The organism is Methyloceanibacter sp. (genome assembly GCF_049590335.1).
Lineage (GTDB): Bacteria > Pseudomonadota > Alphaproteobacteria > Rhizobiales > Methyloligellaceae > Methyloceanibacter.
Genome location: NZ_JBAWCQ010000057.1, coordinates 1 through 20,701, shown reverse-complemented (window position 1 = coordinate 20,701; position 20,701 = coordinate 1). Strand labels below are relative to the sequence as shown.

At 61.2% G+C, this 20,701-nt stretch carries 20 protein-coding genes and 1 pseudogene; 12 read left to right on the top strand and 9 right to left on the bottom strand.

Annotation, left to right across the window (positions count from 1 at the left end):
• Nucleotides 1–39: 39 nt before the first annotated feature.
• The 3 genes from WBQ77_RS04495 to WBQ77_RS04485 all read right to left on the bottom strand — a co-directional run bounded on the left by WBQ77_RS04495 (nt 40) and on the right by WBQ77_RS04485 (nt 2,180).
• The gene (locus WBQ77_RS04495) at nt 40–1,038 is read right to left on the bottom strand and encodes a zinc-dependent alcohol dehydrogenase family protein (protein ID WP_424042419.1); all 999 of its coding nucleotides are present in this window, start codon (nt 1,036–1,038) and stop codon (nt 40–42) included.
• 23 nt (nt 1,039–1,061) lie between these two features.
• Nucleotides 1,062–1,475, bottom strand: coding sequence for an Ivy family c-type lysozyme inhibitor (locus WBQ77_RS04490; RefSeq protein ID WP_424042396.1), 414 nt, complete (start codon nt 1,473–1,475; stop codon nt 1,062–1,064).
• 72 nt (nt 1,476–1,547) lie between these two features.
• Nucleotides 1,548–2,180 (bottom strand): hypothetical protein, encoded by a 633-nt coding sequence (locus WBQ77_RS04485; protein WP_424042395.1) that lies wholly within the window; start codon nt 2,178–2,180, stop codon nt 1,548–1,550.
• Between the two features lie 519 nt (nt 2,181–2,699).
• Here WBQ77_RS04485 and apbC point away from each other — a divergent pair.
• Both apbC and asnB read left to right on the top strand, forming a co-directional pair.
• Nucleotides 2,700–3,908 (top strand): iron-sulfur cluster carrier protein ApbC, encoded by a 1,209-nt coding sequence (apbC, locus tag WBQ77_RS04480; RefSeq protein WP_424059090.1) that lies wholly within the window; start codon nt 2,700–2,702, stop codon nt 3,906–3,908.
• 114 nt (nt 3,909–4,022) lie between these two features.
• Nucleotides 4,023–6,020 carry an asparagine synthase (glutamine-hydrolyzing) gene (asnB, locus tag WBQ77_RS04475; RefSeq protein WP_424059088.1) on the top strand — a complete coding sequence of 666 codons (1,998 nt, stop codon included), beginning with the start codon at nt 4,023–4,025 and terminating at the stop codon, nt 6,018–6,020.
• Nucleotides 6,021–6,336: 316 nt separating this feature from the next.
• Here asnB and moaA read toward each other — a convergent pair whose 3' ends face one another.
• Entirely contained in the window at nt 6,337–7,341 is a 1,005-nt protein-coding gene (gene moaA, locus WBQ77_RS04470; RefSeq protein ID WP_424059086.1) for a GTP 3',8-cyclase MoaA, read from the bottom strand.
• A 225-nt stretch (nt 7,342–7,566) separates the two neighbouring features.
• Here moaA and WBQ77_RS04465 point away from each other — a divergent pair, with 225 nt between their 5' ends.
• Together WBQ77_RS04465 and WBQ77_RS04460 are read left to right on the top strand one after the other, a co-directional pair.
• On the top strand, nt 7,567–7,761 hold the full coding sequence (locus WBQ77_RS04465; RefSeq protein WP_424044292.1) for a DUF6494 family protein: 195 nt from the start codon (nt 7,567–7,569) through the stop codon (nt 7,759–7,761).
• 18 nt (nt 7,762–7,779) lie between these two features.
• Entirely contained in the window at nt 7,780–8,130 is a 351-nt protein-coding gene (locus WBQ77_RS04460; protein WP_424044295.1) for a gamma-butyrobetaine hydroxylase-like domain-containing protein, read from the top strand.
• A 120-nt stretch (nt 8,131–8,250) separates the two neighbouring features.
• Here WBQ77_RS04460 and WBQ77_RS04455 read toward each other — a convergent pair.
• The 4 genes and pseudogenes from WBQ77_RS04455 to ada form a co-directional block, all read right to left on the bottom strand.
• Nucleotides 8,251–8,589: pseudogene (locus tag WBQ77_RS04455) on the bottom strand (zinc-binding dehydrogenase); the annotation flags it as partial.
• A gap of 12 nt (nt 8,590–8,601) precedes the next feature.
• On the bottom strand, nt 8,602–8,745 hold the full coding sequence (locus WBQ77_RS04450; RefSeq protein ID WP_424059084.1) for a hypothetical protein: 144 nt from the start codon (nt 8,743–8,745) through the stop codon (nt 8,602–8,604).
• A gap of 30 nt (nt 8,746–8,775) precedes the next feature.
• Nucleotides 8,776–9,162 carry an alcohol dehydrogenase catalytic domain-containing protein gene (locus WBQ77_RS04445; protein WP_424044298.1) on the bottom strand — a complete coding sequence of 129 codons (387 nt, stop codon included), beginning with the start codon at nt 9,160–9,162 and terminating at the stop codon, nt 8,776–8,778.
• An 86-nt stretch (nt 9,163–9,248) separates the two neighbouring features.
• Complete coding sequence (ada, locus tag WBQ77_RS04440) at nt 9,249–10,322, bottom strand: bifunctional DNA-binding transcriptional regulator/O6-methylguanine-DNA methyltransferase Ada (protein WP_424059082.1); 1,074 nt, start codon at nt 10,320–10,322, stop codon at nt 9,249–9,251.
• 378 nt (nt 10,323–10,700) lie between these two features.
• Here ada and WBQ77_RS04435 point away from each other — a divergent pair, with 378 nt between their 5' ends.
• The 7 genes from WBQ77_RS04435 (at nt 10,701) to phoB (ending at nt 18,529) form a co-directional block, all read left to right on the top strand.
• Entirely contained in the window at nt 10,701–12,080 is a 1,380-nt protein-coding gene (locus WBQ77_RS04435) for an ATP-binding protein (protein WP_424059080.1), read from the top strand.
• Between the two features lie 160 nt (nt 12,081–12,240).
• Nucleotides 12,241–13,284 carry a PstS family phosphate ABC transporter substrate-binding protein gene (locus WBQ77_RS04430; protein ID WP_424044750.1) on the top strand — a complete coding sequence of 348 codons (1,044 nt, stop codon included), beginning with the start codon at nt 12,241–12,243 and terminating at the stop codon, nt 13,282–13,284.
• Nucleotides 13,285–13,398: 114 nt separating this feature from the next.
• Nucleotides 13,399–14,871: a phosphate ABC transporter permease subunit PstC gene (gene pstC / locus WBQ77_RS04425; protein ID WP_424059078.1), complete on the top strand. Its 1,473-nt coding sequence runs from the start codon at nt 13,399–13,401 to the stop codon at nt 14,869–14,871.
• Nucleotides 14,871–16,178, top strand: coding sequence for a phosphate ABC transporter permease PstA (gene pstA, locus WBQ77_RS04420; RefSeq protein WP_424059076.1), 1,308 nt, complete (start codon nt 14,871–14,873; stop codon nt 16,176–16,178). The genes pstC and pstA overlap by 1 nt, the downstream gene beginning before the upstream one ends.
• A 14-nt stretch (nt 16,179–16,192) precedes the next feature.
• Nucleotides 16,193–17,041 carry a phosphate ABC transporter ATP-binding protein PstB gene (pstB, locus tag WBQ77_RS04415; protein WP_424044745.1) on the top strand — a complete coding sequence of 283 codons (849 nt, stop codon included), beginning with the start codon at nt 16,193–16,195 and terminating at the stop codon, nt 17,039–17,041.
• 26 nt (nt 17,042–17,067) lie between these two features.
• Complete coding sequence (gene phoU / locus WBQ77_RS04410; protein ID WP_424044744.1) at nt 17,068–17,802, top strand: phosphate signaling complex protein PhoU; 735 nt, start codon at nt 17,068–17,070, stop codon at nt 17,800–17,802.
• 19 nt (nt 17,803–17,821) lie between these two features.
• Nucleotides 17,822–18,529 (top strand): phosphate regulon transcriptional regulator PhoB, encoded by a 708-nt coding sequence (gene phoB / locus WBQ77_RS04405; RefSeq protein WP_424044742.1) that lies wholly within the window; start codon nt 17,822–17,824, stop codon nt 18,527–18,529.
• 107 nt (nt 18,530–18,636) lie between these two features.
• On the opposite strand, the gene WBQ77_RS04400 is transcribed toward phoB, so the two are convergent.
• Nucleotides 18,637–19,155 (bottom strand): GcrA family cell cycle regulator, encoded by a 519-nt coding sequence (locus WBQ77_RS04400; protein WP_424044740.1) that lies wholly within the window; start codon nt 19,153–19,155, stop codon nt 18,637–18,639.
• Nucleotides 19,156–19,541: 386 nt separating this feature from the next.
• On the opposite strand from WBQ77_RS04400, the gene WBQ77_RS04395 reads away from it, so the two are divergent.
• A partial coding sequence (locus tag WBQ77_RS04395) for an aspartate aminotransferase family protein (protein ID WP_424059074.1) occupies nt 19,542–20,701 on the top strand: 1,160 nt, incomplete at its 3' end.

Below are 20,701 nucleotides of genomic sequence, written 5' to 3'. Positions count from 1 at the left end.
AATGCAGTCCGCCGCAATCCTCAAAAGGTCGTAAAGTCTTTACGGAATGAGGACGACGGCGCCCGTCAAGGCTCCTTCGCGAAGGCGTTTCAGCGCTTCGTTCGCGTCAGAAAGTTTCATCGGCACGACCGTCGTTTTGACGGGAACTTTTGGCGCGAGCACTAGAAACTCGCGCGCATCGTCCCGCGTTAAATTGGCGACCGACCGGATCTCGCGTTCTTCCCATAGAATATCATAAGGGAACTGCGGGATATCGCTCATGTGGATGCCGCCGCAAACAACGACACCGCCCTTGCGCAGCGCCCCTAGCGCGGCGGGCACGAGCTGACCCACGGGCGCGAAGATGAGAGCCGCGTCGAGGTCGTCGGGTGCGGCCTCGTCGGAACCGCCGGCCCAGACCGCCCCGAGAGAGCGAGCAAACGCCTGGGCTTTTATATCGCCTGGGCTGGTAAAGGCGTAAATCTCGCAGCCTTGATACCGCGCCACCTGCGCTACGATATGCGCGGCCGCGCCAAAGCCGTAAATGCCGAGCCGTTTGGTTTCGCCCTGCAGCGCGTCCTCGGCCATCTTCAAGGAGCGGTAGCCGATAAGGCCCGCGCAGAGAAGCGGCGCGGCTTCCGCATCGGAGTAACCGTCGGGGATCGCGAAACAATATCGGTCGTCCGCAACCGTATAGGCGGCGTAGCCCCCATCGATCTGGTAGCCCGTAAACCGGGGTTCATCGCATAGGTTTTCGTGGCCTTCGCGGCAGTAGCGGCAAGTGCCGTCCGTGTAGCCGAGCCACGGAACCCCGATGCGCATGCCGACCTCGAAACCGGCGGTCGTCGGCCCGAGTGCTTCGACGCGGCCGACGATTTCATGACCCAGCACGAGTGGCAGCTTGGGATGGTCCAGTTCGCCGTCATATATATGGAGGTCGGTGCGGCAGACACCACAGGCGAGGACCTTGAGCAATATTTGCCCGGGGCCGGGCGAGGGGACCGGCAGCTCGGCGGGATGGAGCGGTTGTCCTGCCCGCTCCAGCAGCATTGCCGCCATCGTCCCGGTCATGATGTCCCGTCCTATTTCTTCAAAACTCCGTTGATGGCGGCTCGCACCCGGTCGTCGGGGTATCCCAGCCAGACGATGCCGGTCTCGGCCGTTGCCATCAGGGCCCAGGCTTTGCTCCCATCCGGTGCGAAAAGAGCATAGAGCTGATTGTCGCCGCACTCATTGGGCTTGCAGGTGAAGCCGAGCATATGGCTTTGGCCGTCGATGGCCACGGGAATGTTCGGTACGGGTGGTCCGTTCAGGGTCGCGGTGTATTCGGTCACCCAATCGGGCGGCGTTTCCGCACTGATCATCTCCTGCCAGGCCGCGAAATAGGTCGGCTGCTTGAGGAGATCGCTGAGGTCCGGTGCCCTGCCGGCCGCTTCCTGCGCGAATGCAGGCGAACTCACGAACAGCATCAAGGCCAGCAGAAAAGTGGGGCGCATGGCGAACTCCGTCATCCGTTTTGAAAAGCGAACCGCTCGCACAAAACGATGACAATACTATAACGCGCCGTCTTAGTGTCGCAGGAGAGGCCACCCCTCGGCGGGGGGCACTAGCGCCGCGAGAGGCGCGTTCTTCGTGCCGGCTTCGGCGTTTGGGCGGTCGTCGCCAGCGCGACTGTCAAGGAGGCGGGCCGGGACGGGCTCGGAGGCGGCCCAAAGGGCCTTGAATGCTTGGAGGCCCCGCAGAACGGCATCCGGGCCGCTCTCAAAGAGGACCAAGCGGTTGCGCTTGTCCGCGTCGCGGCGCACGGCATCGCCCGTCCAGCATAGTTCCCGGCCGTAAACGGCCTGTTCGTGCGCATCCATGAGACGCGGGTTCCGAGCCCAGCGAACATGCGCTTCGAGATTGGGCTCGGGCATGAGAGCGGAGAGCGACGCGAAGAACGCGTGGAGGTCTTGCTCGGGGTCGACCTTGGTCAGGATAGCTTTCACGGCGACACCGGATGCCGCCAGGGCGTCTTGGGTCTGGGCAAGCGCCACGGCCGGAGCCGATTTGGCCGAGCGGAGCACCATCGTGCACACAGGCGAGTCGATGTCGTCTTCAAGAGCCTGTTCGGCCAAGCGCGACAGGGCGCTCGCGTGGCGGTCGATTTCAGCCTCCAGGGACTGTTGACCCCGATAATTCGCCCCGTTCCGTCTGGCCATAACGCGCATATGTCCCCCGATCGGTTTTTGCTGCTGCGCGGATCGCAGGACCCGTGCAACCCCTCGGGAAAGAGAATGCGGCGCGGCTGGTTAAGGAAGGCTTGATAGCTGTTTCTTTTTGAAAGCGCGTTCGGCCGCGATGTTCAGACAAAAGCAATGCCTCCAAAATAAGGGAACATTTATCGGCAATGTACGTTATCCATACCGGCCATGCGGCGCGCGCACCCTACCCGAACCCAAGCTCCGCACGGCCGATGGCTCTCCCCAAGCCCGAAAGCCCGGCGGCAACGCCGGGCTTTTTTTTGGCGACTCTCCCGCGAATTGGGTGGCTCATATGAGCTTCTCCAAAGCCATTCGCGTGTGCAACACCACGGCCTGCGCCCGCCGGATCTTTGATCGCTGCAGCCTATGAGAAATGCGGCTCAGCGGAGGCGTTTGCCGGCCAGCCCCTGGAAATTTTGCACTGCGGTGTGTTCCTCACTACATTCCCGCCAAGAGCTTGACATCAAGACACGGAAAATGACCGAAACACTGACCAAACACCAAATCCTGGCGGCGCTGAAAGGCGTAAAGGGCCCCGATCTCTCCAGCAATATCGTGTCGCTCGGACTCGTGTCCGAGGTCGTCATTAACAAGGGCAGGGTCTATTTCGCGATTTCAGTGGATCCGGGACGGGCAGCCGAGTTGGAAGGAATGCGGAAGGCCGCTGCGACAGTTGTCGAGGGTCTGCCGGGTGTTGCCAGTGCGATGGTGACGTTGACCGCGGATCGCGAACCGGGGAGTTCAAGTCCCAGGCCGAGTCCAACTACCAACCCGGCTCAGAGTGCGCCGCCGCAGGCAGCGCCGAAACCACCCGGTCCGCAGACCCGTGCCGAGATGGCCCGTCCGGGAACGCCGGGCGAGACACGCCAAGGCGGGGGCGGCATCCCAGGTATTCGCCGCATCATTGCGGTGGCGTCTGGCAAGGGCGGCGTCGGCAAATCGACCACGGCGGTCAATCTCGCACTGGCGCTGAAGAACCTGGGCCTCAAGGTCGGAATCCTCGATGCCGATATCTACGGCCCCTCGATGCCGCGTCTTCTTGGGCTCAGCGGTCAGCCGCAACAGCTTGCGGGCAACAAGCTCGATCCCATGCGGAAATACGGTCTCAAGGTGATGTCCATGGGATTTCTGGTGGACGAAGACACCCCAATGATCTGGCGGGGGCCGATGGTCATTTCGGCCATATCGCAGATGCTCAAAGATGTTGCCTGGGGTGAGCTCGACGTTCTCGTGGTCGATATGCCGCCGGGCACGGGCGATGCCCAGCTCACCATGGCGCAGCAAGTCCCGTTAGCCGGCGCGGTCATCGTGTCCACGCCACAAGATCTGGCACTGATCGATGCGCGCAAGGGCCTCAATATGTTTCAGAAGGTCAACGTGCCTGTGCTCGGCATCGTCGAAAACATGTCTACGTTCGTCTGCCCCCATTGTGGCGGCCGGTCCGATATCTTCGGTCATGGCGGCGCGAAGGACGAGGCCGCGAAACTCGGCGTCCCATTCTTGGGCGAGGTGCCGCTGACCATGGCGGTGCGGGAAACGTCCGACGACGGCAAGCCGATTGTCGTCAGTGATCCGGACAGCGAAGTGGCCAAGGCTTATCGCGGAATCGCCGATACGGCCTGGGCCGAAATTGAGAGTGCGCCGGGCGGTGCCCGGCCCGCGCCGAAAATCGTTATGGATAGCTAAACGCGAAGGTTGCGTCGCAAGGTCCAATCAAAGGGGAAGTCGCGTCGCGCTTTTCGCCCCTTCTCGTCGCGGGTGCCTGAAGCAAGGCCAGCGCCGCAAAAGGAATGAATACATATGTGTGGCATCGCCGGAGCGATCGACCTTGCAGGAAAGCGGCTGCCGGACCGTGCCATGTTGCAGAGGATGGCCGCTGCCCTGGTTCATCGCGGTCCTGACGATTCGGGTTTTCTGAGTGCCCCGGGTGTCGGTTTCGCGCATCGCCGTCTGAGCATTGTCGGGCTCCTGGACGGCCGGCAGCCGATCTACAACGAAGACCGCACCGTGGCCGTGATCTGCAACGGTGAGTTTTTCGACCATCCCGAACGCCGGGCGGAACTCGAGGCCAAGGGCCACGTCTTCAGCACCCATAGCGACAGCGAAATCCTGGTCCATCTCTATGAGGAATATGGCGAAGAGCTGTTTTCCCATCTCAAGGGGCAGTTCGCGTTCGCGCTTGTGGACCTTACGCGCGGTATAGTTCTTCTTGGCCGAGACCGTGTCGGGATCTGTCCATTGTTCTGGTCCCGACAGGGCGACACTGTTTACTTCGCCTCCGAGATCAAGGCGCTTATTGCCTCGGGCGCGGTGCGGCCGGACGCCGATCCGCGCGGCCTCGACCATCTCTTCACGTTCTTTGCCCTGAGTTCCCGCCGCACAGCGTTCAAGGGCGTTCAGGCTCTGGAGCCAGGTCATTATCTGCGCATAGAACTGCCGCAGGGCCGTGGGCTGGCAAGCCCGGTGGAACGCAAATATTGGGACTTCGACTTTCCTGATTGGGGCGATGAGCTGGACGGGGACGTTGAACAGCTCACCGATTCCTTCCAGTCGGTCTTTGAACGGGCAGTTGATATCCGGCTCCGCGCCGACGTCCCTGTGGTCGGGTATCTTAGCGGCGGCGTCGACTCGGCCTTCGTTCTGGCGACAGCAGCGCGCGTCGCTGGCCGGCCCGTGCCGAGCTTCACCCTTCGCATTCCGAAAAAAAATCTCGACGAAGTCGACGAAGCCATGGAGGCCGCTCAAGCGATCGGCGCGCATCCCACGGTGGTGCAAGCCGGATCCGACCTCATCACGGACTCTTACGCGTCGTTGACACGCGCCGCCGAGTGCCCCGTCCTCGACACGTCTTGCGCCGCGCTGCTGGCGCTTTCACGAGAGGTCCGCTCGCAAGGCTACAAGGTGGTCCTGACCGGCGAGGGCGCCGACGAAGGCTTTGCGGGTTATATCTGGTTCAAGATGCGCGAAATAGCGCGCATGCTCGATTACGGCGATACGTTCGCCCCGACGGCGGCGCTCAGCCGGGCGGTTCGGAGGATTGGTACTAAGCAAAGTACCACGGAACTTCGGCGGATTGATGCGTTGATCGGCGGCCCACTCGCGCAGTCGGTTATGTACAGCCTCGTGTCGACCTCCCGGGACCGTTATTTTAGCGCCGGCTTCAAAGAGGAACTCGGCGGTCACGTCGCCTACGAGGATTTGGATTTGGATCTGGACCGCATGGCGCGGTGGCACCCGCTCAATCGGTCTCTCTATTTGGGCTACAAGGTTCACCTCCCCGGTCTGCTGATCTCGCAGAAGGGCGACCGTATTGCCATGGCCAACAGCGTGGAGACCCGCTACCCCTTCTTGGACGAGGATGTGATCTCCTTCGCGTCTCAGCTCAGTCCGCGGTGGAAGCTGCGACGCCGCATGCGCGACAAATACCTGCTGCGGCATGCGGCGGGACGGGTTCTGCCGCGGAACGTGGCGCAGCGTCCGAAGCACATGTTCCAGGCACCGCTGGCAGACAGTTTCCTTGTGAACGCTCCCCCGTTCGTGCGTGAGCTCATCAGCGAGGAAAGCCTCAAGCGGACTGGCTATTTCGATGTCGATCAGGTGCAGCGCGACTGTGCGCTTGTGGCCGCGCAAGGCTCCAGCCGAAGCCTCGGCCGGTTCTATAGTCTTGGTCTCGGCGGCGTTGTTGCCACGCAGCTTTGGCACCACGTCTATCTCGGCGGCGGCCTTTGCAGCCTCCCGGTGGACGCGCAGCCCACGGCAGCGGAGGAGGCACCTTTCGCGCAGGCCGTCTCAGCCTAGCGGTCGTTATCGCTTGTCGGATGTTTGCCGAAAAGAGGGGTGGACCTTGCAGAGGGCAATGGTTCCTAGAGAGTGTCTAGCGGGCTCTAGGCTGCGCTCGTACGTTTGAGAACCGGCGTAACGCGGGCGGTTGTCGGACACGGATTTTCTCGGCGTGGACCGCGGCCACCTCAGGGCGCCCGTACAGGAAACCCTGAACTTGCAGACACACGCCACTTTCGCCCTGATTTAGGTCAGAAAGGGATGGTTTCGCCCTGGAATCACCTGAAATCTCCTCAAATTCCGGGTTGAAACACATTATTTAGACAAATCCTGGTTAGCCACCGGTTGCAGACATAAAGCGCGACACGGCAGGGGTCGAGTCCCGGTCGATGGCGAAATCGTGCCCCTTTGGCTTCCGTGCGATCGCTTCGTCGATAGCCGCATGAAGCTGGTCATTGGCGTTGCTGGTGCGCATGGGCATTCTGAGGTCGGCCGCGTCCTCCTGGCCAAGGCACATATAGAGTGTGCCGGTGCAGGTTACCCGAACCCGGTTACAGGACTCACAGAAATTATGGGTCATCGGGGTGATGAAGCCGAGACGCCCCCCCGTCTCGCGGACTCGCACGTAGCGGGCCGGTCCGCCGGTCCTGTCGGGAATGTCGTCCAGGGTGAAATGTTGGGACAGACGGGTCCGCACCAGCGAGAGCGGCAGATACTGATTTGTACGGTCCGTGCCAATCTCTCCCAGAGGCATCGTTTCGATCAGCGTCAGGTCGAAGCCCCGGCCATGGGCCCAGCGCAGCAAGCCTTCGATCTCTTCCTCGTTGACGTCCCGCAGGGCGACGGCATTGATCTTGATTTTGAGGCCGGCCCGGGCTGCAACGTCTAGCCCCCGCATGACCTGGTGGTAGTCACCCCAGCGAGTCAGAAAGCGGAACTTGGCCGCATCGAGCGTGTCCAAGGACACATTGATCCGCTTTATGCCGAGCCCCGCCAGCTGATCGGCGAAACGGTGGAGCTGGCTGCCGTTTGTGGTCAGGGTCAACTCGTCGAGCCCGTTGCCCAGATGCCGGGAAAGGGACTCGATCAGGCTCATGACATTCCGGCGCACGAGCGGTTCGCCGCCCGTCAGCCGAAGTCTGCGTACGCCGCGTTCGATAAAGGCGCTGGAGAGCCGGTCGATCTCCTCGAGCGTTAGGAGATCCTTCCGCGGGAGGAAGGTCATGTCCTCCGCCATGCAATAGGTGCAGCGAAAGTCGCAGCGATCCGTGACGGAAACGCGCAAATAGGTCAAGGCACGGCCGAACGGGTCGACCAAGTTGGCGGTAGAATTACTCATGAAGGCGTCACTCGAGCCTGCTCCTCACAGTGGCGCGTCGTTACGCACCTATTGTTCCTTTGCGGGCTCTTGCTTTCCTTTCACGGCCCCAAACTTCCACCTCGAAGAGGCCGGATCATTTAGAGTATATTGAATTTACAGCCTATCAATAGCACCTGAGACAGTCGAGGCTGGAGGTGAGCCAAGGGTTCCTATCCAAGAGTGTAGAGCCAAGGAGGTCCTGCCATGGACGAAGATCGTTTCAATATGTCGATGCGGCGCTTTTTGAAGGAGGTCGGTGTGACCTCTCAACAGGCGATCGAGGCAGTCGTGCGCGACGGGGGCTTGAGCAAGCATGGCAAGCTCAAGGTAAAGATGGTCCTCACGGCGGACGGTACACCGCTCAACCATATGGTCGAGGGCGAAATCGATCTTGCATAATACGATAAGGCAGGTGGCATGGCGTCCTGGCCCACAGAGCTAAAACTGGACAAGGACAAAAGCGTCCTAACTGTGTCTTTCGACGACGGAGCGCAGTTTGCGTTGCCGGCGGAGCTGCTGAGGGTACTCAGCCCGAGCGCCGAAGTACAAGGGCATAGTCCCGAGCAGCGCGTCACGGTGCCGGGAAAAGAGAACGTCCGCATCCAAAAGCTGGAGCCGGTCGGCACATACGCGGTGCGCATCACCTTCGATGACGGCCACAATACCGGATTGTACGTTTGGGATTATCTGCGCGACCTCGGCGAGAACCACGAGACCCGTCTCAGGTCCTATCTGAATGAACTCGCCGAGAAAGGCCTCTCACGCTGACAGGGCTCTGTGACCGCGTGTCGTGTCCGGTCAGGCGTCAAGGACGATGCGGTAGCGGGCGTTCCCAGCCTTGAGATGCTCCAGCGCGTCATTGACTTGGTCCATGGGAAAATGCTCCGTCTACGGAGCAATGCCGTGGCGTGCGGCAAACTCCAACATCTTCGCCATGATCTGTGGACCGGCGGTGGGCGATCCAGAGATGCTGCGTTGACTCGAGATCAGGTCCATCGCCGCGACCGGCATCGGTTTCAGCACGGCTCCGACCATATGCATGCGGCCGCGCGGCGCCAGCATGCCCACCATGGACGGCCAATCCAGCGGTACGTTCACCGTGACCAGCAGGAGATCGACGGTTCGGGCGAGAGACCGCAGGGCCTCTCTGTCGCGGCTGTTGACCACGTTGTGGGCGCCGAAGGCCCGTGCCTCGTCGGCCTTCGAGTCGGTTGATGTGAAGGCCGTGACTTCGCAGCCCTAGGCCTTGGCGAATTTCAGCGCCAGATGACCCAGCCCGCCGATGCCCACGACCCCCACATGCTGCGTCGGGCTAATGTCGTAGTCGTGGAACGGCGCGAAGACGGTGGTGCCGCCACACAGAAGCGGTCCGGCATTCCGCACGTCGAGGGTTTCGGGTAGCGAAATTACCCACTACCATTGCGCGCGGACGCGGTCGGCGAAGCCGCCGTAGTGGCGGACAATCGTCGCTACGTTTTCGGCGCAGAGATTTCCGTCCCCCGCCAGGCATTGCGGGCAGTGCATGCAGCTCTCCGCGCTCCAGCCGATACCGACGAGCTGTCCCACGGAGATGCCCTTGGCTTGTGGCCCCAACGCGGCGACACGACCGATCACTTCGTGCCCCGGTACGGCGGGGAAACTTGAAATGCCCCATTCGTTGTTCACCACGGACAAGTCCGAATGGCAGATGCCGCAGGTTTGAACCGCGACTTCGACCTCCTCGGGTCCTAAAGCGCCTGCGTCGTACTCGAAGCGCTCAAGGGGCTGTCCCGCCGCCATGGCTGCCCATGCCTGCACCATGCTGGTTCTCCCGACATTTGGTGATCGTTGTGGTTTGCATCACTTCAGCAAACAACGCGTCAGACAACAACCGTCCTTAAGTGGCATCAGCTCTTCTCTCGGTCGATCAGTGCCTGCTTGCGGCCCGGGCCCCAGCGATAGCCCGACAGCGCGCCATCGCTCCGCACCACGCGGTGACAGGGAATGATCACCGCGAGCTTGTTGGCCCCGCACGCGCCTGCCACGGCGCGCACCGCGTTGGGCGCGCCGATTGCGGCGGCGATCTCGCTATAAGTCGCGGTCTTGCCGGGCGGAATTTTGCGCAACGCCTCCCACACGCGCCGTTGGAATGCCGTGCCGCGAATATCGAGCGGGAGCTCGCTCTGCTTTGCGGGCGCGTCGACCAAGCAGACCACGGCAGCGGTGGTGTCGCCGAACCAATCGTCCCCCTCGTTGAACGTCGCACGGGGGAAAAGCGTCTGTAGAGCCTCGGTGAGTTCGTCGGGCCTGTCGCCCAGAATAATGGCGCACACGCCTTTGGCGCTCGCGGCGACGAGGACATGTCCCAGTGAGCAGGGGGCGACGGCATAGGTCAGTTGCTCGGCAGTGCCGCCATCGCGGAACGTGCGCGGTGCCATTCCAAGCGCGTCCGACGCACCCGCATAGAACCGTCCAGACGAGCTGAAGCCGGCCTCGTAGAGGGCATGGGTCACCGACGCGCCGCGAGACAGAGCCGCTCGCACCCGATCGTCCCGCAATGCGGCGGCATAGGCTTTCGGGGTGATGCCGAGAAACTCTTTGAATTGACGATGGAAGTGATGCGGGCTCGATCCTACTGCATCCGCCAGAGCGGCGAGCGTCGGGGGCGCTTCGGCTAACTCCATGAGGCGGCACGCCTGTTCTATTTTTTCGGCCCATGCCGGCGCGGCCGCGGAGGGGTCGCAGCGCTTGCACGGACGGAAGCCGGCGCGTTCCGCCGCCTCGGGACTTGCGTGGAATGTGACGTTTGCCCGGTCCGGCTTCCTGGCGGGACAGGATGGCCGGCAGTAGATCCCGGTGGTCGTGACGGCATAGTAGATGCGTCCGTCGAAGCAGGCATCGCGCGCCGTGACCGCACGCCACGCGCTGTCGTCATCGGGGCAGTTGGGATCATGCGAGAAACTGGTTCGGCCGTGGGGCATTCTTCAATCGTCCAAGTTTCGAGCTTACAAGTTTCAAGCGTCGGCGAGGTTTCGAGACCAGAACTTTGCCACCGTTACGGCGCGCGCACACTCCGGTCCTTGCTGTCAAAGCCGTCGTATCCTCGTACCGTGAAAACGAAGCACCGCGCCTGAAGTCGGACTGGCATTGCCGCAAGCCATGTACAATATATAGAGAGATGAGACCGGTGCGTTGTTCCTTTCCGCCAGCGGCGACAAGGATTGCATCTGATGCAACGTTTCTGCGGCCGGAGCGGCAGGGTGTCGCGAAAAAATGATATTTCAGGCGCAAACAGGCGAATCTGAACTGGGGTGAGGGCCCCCCGAATCGCGATGGGTGCCCGCACCTAGGAGACTGGGTTGACGGATCAGGTTGAACATGACGGTCGTGTGCTGCGGCAGGGCCGTACTTGGCGCGCCCGTCAGGCGGCCAAGCGGGGGGTTCATGCCCTGACGGCGAAGCTGTGGTCGTCCTTCTGGCTGATCGTCATTTTTGCCGTGATCATGGCGAGCCTGGTTGCGCTGGGTGACCTGTCCGTTGGGCTAGGACTGGCCTCCTTCGTCGGCTTCGTCGCGGCCGTTCTTTTGCTCCCGCTCCAGGAGACCGATCAGGACGAAGCAGCCGCGTTCGCACCGTCTAAGGCCGTCAATCGCAGCCGCTCTCCTATGTCGACGGTGGTCGGCGCATTACCGGACCCGGCCATCCTTCTTAGCCCGACGGGCCAGGTCGTGTTCTTTAACGCGCCGGCAAAGAGCCTGTTCGCCTCCTTGCGCGAAGGTAGCCACGTTTCTTCTCTGATCCGCGCGCCCAAATTCCTTGATGCGGTGAGTGGGGCTTCCAGGATCGGCCGGGCAGTGTCGGTCGTCTATGCCGAACGCGTTCCCGTCGACCGCCGCCTGGAAGTCACCGTGGCACCGCTCGCCTGCGGTGGCGACGTTGACGGCGACATCCTCGTTCTGTTGCGCGACTTCACCGAAGGCGAACGCATCAATAAGATGCGTACAGACTTTATCGCCAATGCCAGCCATGAGATGCGGACACCGCTGGCCTCGCTGCGCGGTTTTATCGAAACGCTGCAAAGTACGGCCAAGGAGGACGAGGCGGCGCGCGAGCAGTTCCTACCGATTATGGCCGAGCAGGCCTCGCGCATGACCCGGCTGATCGACGCCCTGTTGTCCTTGAGCCGGCTCGAAATGAATGCGCACGTGCCGCCCAGCGATCTGGTCGATCTGAACGACGTGCTGGGGCACGCCCGCGACACGCTGGAGCCCCTCGCTGCCGACAGCCACACCACGTTAGAGGTCGAATGTTTCGCCAGGCAAGCCATCGTGCGTGGCGACCGCGACGAACTGGTCCAAGTCCTTCAGAACCTCGTGCAAAACGCGATGAAATACGGCCGGCCCGACGGGACGGTCCGGATCGAGGCCAAGCACATTCCCTCACTCAACAAGCAGGCGAGGGGGCGCTTCGCGATCTCCGTGGTCGACGACGGCCCTGGTATCCCGGCGGAGCATCTGCCGCGGCTGACCGAACGCTTCTACCGGGTGGATGTCGACTCCAGCCGCGAGAAGGGTGGGACCGGCCTTGGACTTGCGATCGTAAAGCATATTTTGAGTAGGCATCGCGGCGACTTGGCGATCGCCTCCAACCCAGGACAGGGGTCGACCTTTACGGTCATGCTTAATGAGACCCAGCCTGCCGGCGACAAGGCCGCGTTGTCCACAACACGCAAAGGATAAACTGGTTACAAAGCAGTAGCTTACGCTGTCATAATAGAGAATCATCAGCGTCATAAAAGAATGTTCGAGGGCAACTGGCTTGCCCAAGAGCTGGCTGCGCAGGGCACGCTAGCGCAGGCGCTTATCCAAGCGCCCATATCCAAGCCAAGGGAGTTCTATTGTGAGCAGGTTTGTTATCGCAGCGTCGACGCTGGCCGTCGCCGCTCTTTGCACAGGTGGCCCCGGGCTCGCCCGTGATCAGGTTCAGATCGCTGGGTCCTCGACGGTTCTGCCGTACGCGCAGATCGTTGCCGAGGACTTCGGAAAGACCTATTCGAAGTTCAAAGCGCCGGTCGTTGAGTCGGGCGGTTCTTCTGCCGGCCTGAAGCAGTTCTGCAAAGGCGTCGGTGAGGGCACGATCGACATCGCGAACTCTTCGCGTCCCATTCGGGAAAAAGAAGTCAAGGCGTGCGCCGAAGCTGGCGTGAAGAACATCATTCCGGTCCGTTTCGGTTATGACGGCATCGTGTTCGCGACCGACATCAACCAAGACGACTGGGCCCTTGAGCCGAAAGACGTCTACCTAGCTCTCGCCGAGGAAATTCCGGTCGACGGCAAGATGGTCAAGAACCCGAACAAGACCTGGAAGGACGTGAACGACAAGCTCCCCGATTGGAAGATTGTCGGGTACATCCCCGGTGAGAAGCACGGCACCCGCGAAGTCTTCGAAGAGAAGGTTCTCGTGACGGGTTGTGATGCCGTTGACGGCAAGAAGATCTACATGGACCGTGGCATGGATAAGAAGGCCGCTGGCAAGGCTTGCTACCGGGTTCGTAAGGACGGTGGCGCGGTCGACATCGACGGCGACTACACTGAGACGTTGGCCCGCCTTCAGTCCAACCCGACTGGCGTTGGTGTGTTCGGTCTGTCCTTCTACGAGAACAACACCGACAAGCTGAAGGTCGCGACCATGAGCGGAATTTCCCCGTCCGTGGAGACAATTTCTTCGGGTGAGTATCCGGTGTCCCGTCCGCTGTTCTTCTACGTCAAGAAGGACCACATCGGCGTGATCCCCGGCCTGAAGGAATATGTCGCGTTCTTCACCAGCGACAAAATGATCGGCCCGGACGGCCCGCTGACCGACTACGGCCTCGTGCCGCTGCCTGAGGAAGAGCTCAAGGCGCTTCAGGACGAAGTCAAGGAGGGCAAAGTCCTCAGCATGTGATGCTGACGATCTCGTCCACCTAAACATGCCAGGGGAGCGGCGGTGCTCCCCTGGCCAGCCCCTCAAAACGGGGGCCAAGATGATTATGAATGACCGACCGAGGGGGGTCGTCGGGTGTCCAGTCTCACGATACTTGCCATTCTTTTTGGCGCGGGGACCCTCGCCTATTTCATTGGGCGCCGGCGCAGCATCCAGGTTTGCGGCGGCCAGCAGCAAAACCTCCACTCACGTCCGTCCTATCACGGCTTCTACCTCGCCATTCTGACCGCCCTTCCGGCGATCATTCTGCTGGTCGTCTGGAGCGTGGCGGAGCGGCCGGTCACCCGATACGCCGTCATGCAGGAACTGCCGGCGAGTGTTGTTGAGGGGAGCGACGCTCAGCAGTCGCTCACCATGAGCGTGGTCGACACGATTGCTGAGGGCGTGCCGAAGCTCAGCGCGGAAGAGTTTGAGGTTTTGCGCAAAGCGCGGCTCGGCTTCGTCACCACGTCTGATGCACGCGACATTCTGGTGCGGCACAGCGTTATCCTGGGTTCGAACCCCGATCCGAATGTCCTGGGTGCGGCTTTTAAGCTGGCCGAGGCGCGCACAACCAGCCGGTTTATGCTGCCGATCGCCTGTCTTGCGGTTGCCGGCTTAGGATTCCTTTGGGGTTACACGCGCATCCGTCCGGGGCTGCGGGCGCGCAATATCGTCGAGCACGTTATGCGCAGTGGGCTGTTTCTGGCCTCCACGGTTGCGGTACTCACCACTGTCGGCATCGTTCTGTCGGTGTTGTTCGAAACCATTCACTTCTTCCAATTCGTCTCGCCGTTCGACTTCTTATTTGGGACGGTCTGGGATCCGCGCTTCGCGACAGTCGGACAGGCGGAAGGTCAGTTCGGTCTCCTGCCGCTCTTATGGGGCACCTTGTTTATCTCGGCGGTTGCCTTGTTGGTTGCCGTGCCGGTCGGCCTCTTCGCCGCGATTTACATGTCCGAGTATGCCGGTTCCAAGGTGCGCGCATTCGCCAAGCCCGTTCTCGAAATCCTCGCGGGCATCCCGACGATTGTATATGGCTTCTTCGCCCTGTCTGTTTTCGGCCCTCTGCTTCGCGACCTTGGCTTCAATATCGGGCTCGAAATCTCCGCCTCCAGCGTACTGACCGCCGGTATCGTCATGGGCGTGATGATCATTCCGTTCGTGTCGTCGCTGTCTGACGACATCATGAATGCGGTGCCGCAGTCCCTTCGAGAAGGCTCGTATGGGCTCGGCGCGACCCAGTCCGAAACGATCAAGAAGGTTATTTTGCCGGCGGCTCTTCCGGGTATTGTCGGTGCCGTCCTTCTCGCGGCGTCGCGCGCCATCGGCGAAACCATGATCGTGGTGCTGGCCGCTGGTATCGCCGCGAATCTGACGCTCAATCCGCTAGAGCCGGTCACCACGATTACGGTGAAGATCGTTAGCCAGTTGACTGGCGACCTTGAGTTTAACAGCCCGCAGACCCTGGTGGCCTTTGCCCTCGGTCTCACGCTTTTCGTCATCACTTTGGGGCTCAACGTCTACGCCCTCTACATAGTGCGCAAATATCGGGAGCAGTACGAATAGTGACCGACCAGACCGCCTCCCTGTCGTCCTTCAAGAGCGAGGAGGCGCAGAAGAAGCTGCGCAGGCGGCATTGGGCCGAACGGCGTTTCCGCATGTACGGCATTGCGGCAATCCTGTTTGCGCTGGCCTTTCTGGTGTTTCTATTCACATCGATCTTTACTCAAGGCTGGCCGGCCTTCCTGCAGACCTCCGTCAAGCTGCCGGTCGAATTTAGCCGGGAGGTAATTAACCCCTCTGGCAATCCCGAGGCCGAGGACGAAATCTTCCAGGCCAATTTTGTGAAATTGGCCCGCGAGGGGCTCTACAAGGAGCTTGGTATTGATCCCAAGGATCGCAAGGTCCGTCGCGATGCCAACAGGCTCTTGTCGCGCGGTGTCGACGTACAGCTACGCGACATGGTGTTGCGTGACCCCTCGATTATCGGGACGACCAAGGATGTGTGGCTTCTCGCCAGCGATAATGCCGATGCCCTGCTGAAAGAATCCATAGATCGCGAGACGCCGAACGATCGGCGCGCGGTCAACGATCAGCAGGTCGCCTGGATCGACCAGCTGGTGGGCAACGGCGACATGAAGAAAAAGTTCAATACGGGCCTCTTCCTGAACGGCGCCTCGAGCAATCCGGAAACCGCCGGTCTTGGCGTCGCGCTGATCGGATCCTTCTTCATGATGATCACGGTAATTCTGCTGGCCGTGCCTTTGGGTGTCTGTGCGGCGCTCTATCTTGAGGAGTACGCCCCCAAGGGCAAGATCGCCGACACGATCGAGGTGAACATCAACAACCTCGCCGCGGTGCCGTCAATCGTGTTCGGTCTTCTTGGCCTTGCCGTCTTCATCAACTTCTTCGGCCTACCGCGGTCGGCCTCGCTGGTCGGCGGTCTTGTGCTGACCCTGATGACGCTTCCAACAATTATCATCACCACGCGCGCTGCCATTCGCGCGGTGCCGCCCTCAATTCGTGAGGCGGCGCTTGGCGTCGGCGCGTCCAAGATGCAGCTGATCGGACACCACATCCTGCCATTGTCCTTGCCAGGCATCCTGACCGGTACGATCATCGGTCTAGTGCAGGCGCTGGGCGAAACAGCCCCACTTTTGATGATCGGCATGGTGGCCTTCGTTGTGGAATATCCGACGACCCCTCTGGATCCCGCCACCGGCCTGCCCGTGCAGATCTATATGTGGGCATCGTCGGCGGAACGTGGCTTTGTGGAGCGCACCGCTGGTGCGACAATGGTATTGCTGGCCTTCCTGATCGTGATGAACAGTTTGGCCGTTTATCTCCGGAACAAGTTCGAACGCAAATGGTAATGGGGACCGAAGCTATGGAGGCGAAGTTGGAAGACAGGCCTGCCACGAAGGTCGAAGAACCAGCCGAGCCAAAGGAGACCGGTCAGTCCGCTCTCGCCGCCCCAGGCAAGCTGAAGATAAAGGTGGCCGACCTCAACCTTTGGTATGGCGACAAGCAGGCGCTATACGACGTCAATCTCAAGGTCTTCGGCCAGTCGGTGACCGCGTTGATCGGGCCGTCAGGTTGCGGCAAGTCGACATTTCTGCGGTGCCTCAACCGTATGAACGACGTGATCGACATCTGTAAGGTCGAGGGTGACATTCGTCTCGATGGCGAAGATATCTATGCGCCTGATGTCGATCCAGTGCTGCTTCGCGCCCGTGTCGGCATGGTGTTCCAGAAGCCCAACCCCTTCCCGAAGTCGATCTTCGAGAATGTCGCCTATGCGCCGCGCCTGCACGGTCTGTGTGCGACCAAGGCGCAGATGGACGAGGTCGTCGAGACCAGCCTGATTAAGGCGGGTCTCTGGGAAGAAGTGAAGGATCGTCTGGACGCGCCAGGCACAGGCCTTTCCGGCGGTCAGCAGCAGCGCCTTTGCATTGCCCGGGCGATCTCCGTCAACCCGGAAGTCCTGCTCATGGACGAACCCTGTTCGGCGCTCGATCCGATCGCGACGGCGACGATCGAGACATTGATCGATGAGCTCAAGAAAAATCTCTGCATCGCCATCGTGACGCATTCGATGCAGCAGGCCGCGCGCGTATCTCAGCGTACGGCGTTCTTCCATCTCGGCAAGCTCGTCGAGGTGAACGACACATCGACGATCTTCACCAATCCGTCCGATCAGCGAACCCAAGATTACGTCACCGGCCGCTTCGGCTGATATCGGCGCTCAGGAGCCCATCCCCCATGGAACAGCAGAACGAACATATCGTCCGGTCCTACGAGGAGGAGCTTTCTCTCCTCAACAACAAGATCGCCAAGATGGGCGGCCTTGCCGAGAAGGTTCTCGGGCAGTCTTTCGAGGCCCTCGATCGCCGCGACCCCGATCTCGCCGCAGCCACGATCAGCGAGGACGAGGAGATCGATCAGCTTCAGCGCGAGATCGAAGAACAGGCGGTTGTCATGATCGCCCGCCGGCAGCCGATGGCCTACGACCTTCGTCAGATCATGGCCGCCCTGCGGATTTCCGCCGATCTCGAGCGGATTGGCGACTTTGGCAAGAATATCGCCAAGCGGGCCGTCGCCGTGGTGACCGAGCAGCAGCCCAAACAGCTGATGCTTGGCCTCAAGCATATGGGCGAGCTGTCTCTGAACCAATTGAAGGAAGTGCTCGACGCGTTTATCGAGCGCGACGCAGAGCGGGCCTTGAGTGTCTGGTACAAGGACGAAGAGATTGACGCGATGTACAACTCGCTGTTCCGCGAGCTCCTCACCTATATGATGGAGGACCCGCGGAATATCGGGCTTTGCACGCACCTGCTCTTCGGCGCAAAGAACATCGAGCGCGTGGGCGATCACGCAACCAACATTGCGGAGACGGTTTATTATCTCGTACATGGCCGTCCGATTACGGATCAGCGTCCGAAAGGCGATACGACCAGTTCGACAGCCTATACGTCGCTGAGAAACTCCACTTTCTAGCTAGGTGCGGGTGAACGGCATGAGCGGGGGAGCAAAGGTGCTGGTTGTCGAGGATGAAGAGCCGTTGGCTCTGCTCCTACGGTACAACTTGGAAGCCGAGGGCTACGCCGTCGACGTTGTCCATCGCGGCGACGAGGCGGAAGTCTCTATTGCTGAAAATTCGCCGGATCTGATCGTCCTCGATTGGATGCTGCCGGGCCTGTCTGGGCTCGAGCTTTGCCGCCGGCTGCGCACGGGCAAGGAATCGCGCACCATTCCGATCATCCTACTGACGGCACGCAGCGAAGAGAACGACCGCATTCGCGGACTGACCACGGGCGCTGACGACTACGTGGTGAAGCCGTTCTCGTTGCCCGAATTGATGGCACGTGTGCGCGCCATTCTCCGCCGCACCAGTCCAGAGCGGATCGCTTCGGTTCTATCGGTCGGCGACATCGAGCTTGATCGCGAGTCTCATCGCGTCACACGTAGCGGCCGGCAGATTCATCTCGGTCCGACGGAATTCCGTTTGCTGGAGTTCCTGATGCAGAGTCCCGGACGTGTCTTTAGCCGCGCGCAGTTGCTCGATGGCGTTTGGGGACGGAATGTCTATGTCGACGAACGTACGGTCGATGTGCATATCGGCCGGTTGCGAAAAGCCATGATGCGTGGTAGCGAGCGCGATCCGGTTCGGACCATACGTGGCGCTGGCTATGCCTTTTCGGACAAGCTGGAAGAAACGGCTTAGCGACGCAGGCTCGTTCGGCGCTTTCCCAGAATTTCGAGACTTCCCAGAAAACGAAAGGCGCCAACTTTCGCGGCGCCTTCCGTCATGTTGCAAGAGAGAAGAGAGGCTCAGCCACTGGCCGAGCGCTTCTCCCGCCGCCGCGCTTGTACCGGCTGGTAGGCCATGCGGGCATGATGCTCGCAGTACGGCACCGCACCGGTCTTCTTGCGCCCGCAAAAATGAAACGCCTCCTCGGTCGGATCGCCAATGGGCCAGCGGCACATCGACTCCTTCAGCGTGAGGATGCTTGCCCGCTCGTGCAGCGGGATCACCAGCTCCTCCACCGGCGCCGGCGCGGGAGCTGCCTGGAACTCCTCCTCGAACGTCGGCTTCAGCGCGACATTGCCGCGTGTACCGAAGGTTATCGATGGCGCCCGGTTCTGCCGCGGCGCGTGCGTATGCGTCCGCCTTTGCCGCGGGACACTGGAGCGCGAATTGGTCGCGCGTCCCGAAAGTCCCAACCGATGCACCTTGCCGATCACCGCGTTGCGGGTCACGCCGCCTAAGCGACCCGCGATTTGGCTTGCGCTCAGTCCTTCGGACCAGAGCTTTTTCAGCAGCTCAACTCTTTCGTCAGTCCAAGCCATTTTCGGCCTCCTCGTTTGGACTCAGATTCCACCCGTCATGAGAGACGGTTTTTTTTCGCAATACTCGGATTTACTGCTGAGAAATGACCGCTCGGGGGTCCAGTACGCCTACGACATCTGGTAGCCGAGCGATTATTACCCTACTAAGACCGGTAGAAACCGACAAGCGTCCGCCGTGCTTGTGTGCCTCGTTTTCCACCGGAACGGTCTGATTCTGCCATCACTCCGGGTGAAGCACAAACCCAGGCGTTGATAGAAGCGTGGAGAAACGTTGGATAAGCGGGTCATAAGGACAGATTGACTCATCTGTGGACCAGACCTAACACTCTGACTCTGCTTGCCGCCGCCGATTGGCGGCACTTTTGTTTCAAGAACACGGAACTTTCATGTCGGCCCTTCTTCCGACCTATGCCCGCAGCGGATTATCCTTCGCGCGGGGCGAGGGCGCCTTTCTCTTTGACGAGAGCGGAGAGCGCTATCTCGACTTCTCGAGCGGCATCGCCGTCACCGCGCTCGGGCATGCGCACCCGCATCTGATCGAGGCGTTGAAGGGTCAGGCCGAGAAGGTCTGGCACGTGTCGAACCTGCACAGCATCGCCGAGCAGGAGAGGCTCGGTCAGCGGCTCTGCGGTGCCACCTTCGCCGATCGGGTGTTCTTTACGAATTCCGGTGCCGAGGCCGTGGAGGCCGCGATCAAATGCGCGCGCCGCTACCATTTCGTCAACGGCGCCCCTGAGCGTTACCGGCTGATCACCTTCGAAGGGGCCTTCCATGGGCGGACGCTGGCGACCATCGCCGCGGGCGGCCAAGCCAAGAATTTGGAAGGCTTCGGTCCGCCCGTCGACGGGTTTGATCAGGTCACAGGCTTCGACATCGATGCCGTCAGGGACGCGATTTCCGACGAGACCGCTGGCGTCTTGCTTGAGCCGATTATGGGCGAGGGTGGTATGCGCGAGGTCCCCTATCGCTTCCTGCAGGACTTGCGGGCGCTGTGCAACGAAGAAGGGCTCCTGTTGGTCGCCGACGAGGTGCAGTCGGGCGTTGGCCGCACGGGCCGCTTCTATGCCCATGAGTGGGCCGAGATCACGCCGGACATCATGGCCTCGGCCAAGGGGCTCGGCGGCGGCTTCCCAGTCGGCGCGTGTCTCGCCACGGAGGCCGTGGGCCAGACCATGGTGCCGGGGACGCACGGGTCCACATTCGGTGGTAACCCGCTGGCCATGGCGGTCGGCAATACCGTGCTCGACATTGTCCTCGAGCCCGGCTTTCTCGAACATGTCGCGCAAATGGGCTTGAGATTGAAGCAGCGGCTCGCCGGCCTTGCCGACGAGCACAGCGAGATACTCGTCGAGGTGCGGGGCCAGGGGCTCATGATGGGACTGAAGTGCAAGCCCGAAAACGCCAAGCTCGTTGCCGCGTTGCGCGAGCGGGGCATGTTGACCGTCCCGGCCGGCGACAATGTCGTGCGTCTGCTGCCGCCTCTCATCGTCGGCGAGGAAGAAATCGACCTCGCCTGCCATACCATTGATGCCGCCTGCATCGCCTT